This window comes from Brachybacterium alimentarium, assembly GCF_002332425.1.
Lineage (GTDB): Bacteria > Actinomycetota > Actinomycetes > Actinomycetales > Dermabacteraceae > Brachybacterium > Brachybacterium alimentarium.
Map to the genome: position 1 here is coordinate 1 of NZ_NRGS01000049.1, position 1,268 is coordinate 1,268.

The 1,268-nt window shown below is 64.2% G+C and carries 1 protein-coding gene; it reads right to left on the reverse strand.

Annotated elements, in window-relative coordinates:
• Positions 1-32: 32 nt before the first annotated feature.
• A protein-coding gene (locus CIK71_RS17100; protein ID WP_241963936.1) for an IS3 family transposase occupies positions 33-1,198 on the reverse strand; the annotation gives its coding sequence in 2 pieces (ribosomal slippage) (positions 33-911 and positions 914-1,198; 1,164 coding nt in all).
• Between the last annotated feature and the right edge of the window lie 70 nt (positions 1,199-1,268).

The window sequence follows — 1,268 nt, forward strand, 5'->3', positions numbered from 1 at the left end:
GGGACTGATGCACGATCAGGTGTCAGCTTGGTTTAGGCCGCCAGGGTGACGGTCGGGTTCATGATGGTCTCGTATTCGATGGGGGTCAATCGGCCCAGGCGGGCCTGACGCCGGCGGCGGTGGTAGGTCCGTTCGATCCAGGTAATGATCGCGATCCGGAGTTCCTCACGGGTGCGCCAACGGCGCCGGTCCAGGACGTTCTTCTGGAGTAGCGCGAAGAAGGATTCCATCGCCGCGTTATCACCGGCAGCACCGACTTGGCCCATGGATCCGATGAGGTGATGCTGGTTCAGGGCGTGGACGAACTTCCGGGATCGAAACTGCGACCCGCGGTCTGAGTGAACAATGCAGCCAGCAACGTCGCCGCGCCGGGTTGCCGCGTTGGCCAGGGCGTTCACCGCCAAGCGGGCCTTCATCCGGTCACTCATGGAGTAGCCGACGATCCGGCCGGAGAAGGCGTCCTTGATCGCGCAGAGGTAGAGCTTGCCCTCATCAGTCCAGTGCTCGGTGATGTCGGTCAGCCACAGCTCGTTGACGTCATCGGCAGTGAAGTCCCTCTGGACGAGGTCATCGTGGACAGGCGGTCCCGGACGTTTCCCGTTCTTGGCGCGCTTCTTCCCGAAAACGGACCACCACTGGTTGTCGTGGCAGATCCGCCACGCGGTTCGCTCGCACATGACCTCACCAGCCTCAGCGGCTTCGCCGGCGAGGAATCGGTACCCGAACTCCGGGTCGTCGCGGTGAGCGTCCAATAGCGCGTTGGCTCGATAGGCCTCGACCAGCTCGGCCTCGGTGACCTGCTGTTTGCGCCAGCGGTAGTAGGGCTGACGGGAGAGCTTCAGGACCCGCAAGGACACCGCAACGGGGATCCCGTCGGCGGCGAGCTCGCTCACGAGCGGGTAGAGGATTTTCCCGGCAGATTCGCCTGGGACAGGTATGCAGCAGCACGGCGGAGCACCTCGTTCTCCTGCTCCAGCAGCCGGTTCCGGCGTCGGAGCTCGCGCAGCTCGGTGGAATCCTCACGGGTCTTCCCAGGCCGGTTGCCGTCCTCGACGTCCGCTTGGCGCATCCAGTTCGTCAGGCAGGACTCGGAGATCCCGAAGTCCTTCGCGATCACGGAGAGCTTCTGGCCGGGTTCACGGTTCCTCGCGACGCGGACGACGTCCTCACGGAACTCTTTGGGATAGGGAGCGGGCATGGCGCACATCCTTCCCTGCAACGCCGCACGGCGCCACAGATCATGTGACACCTGATCGTGCATCAGTCCC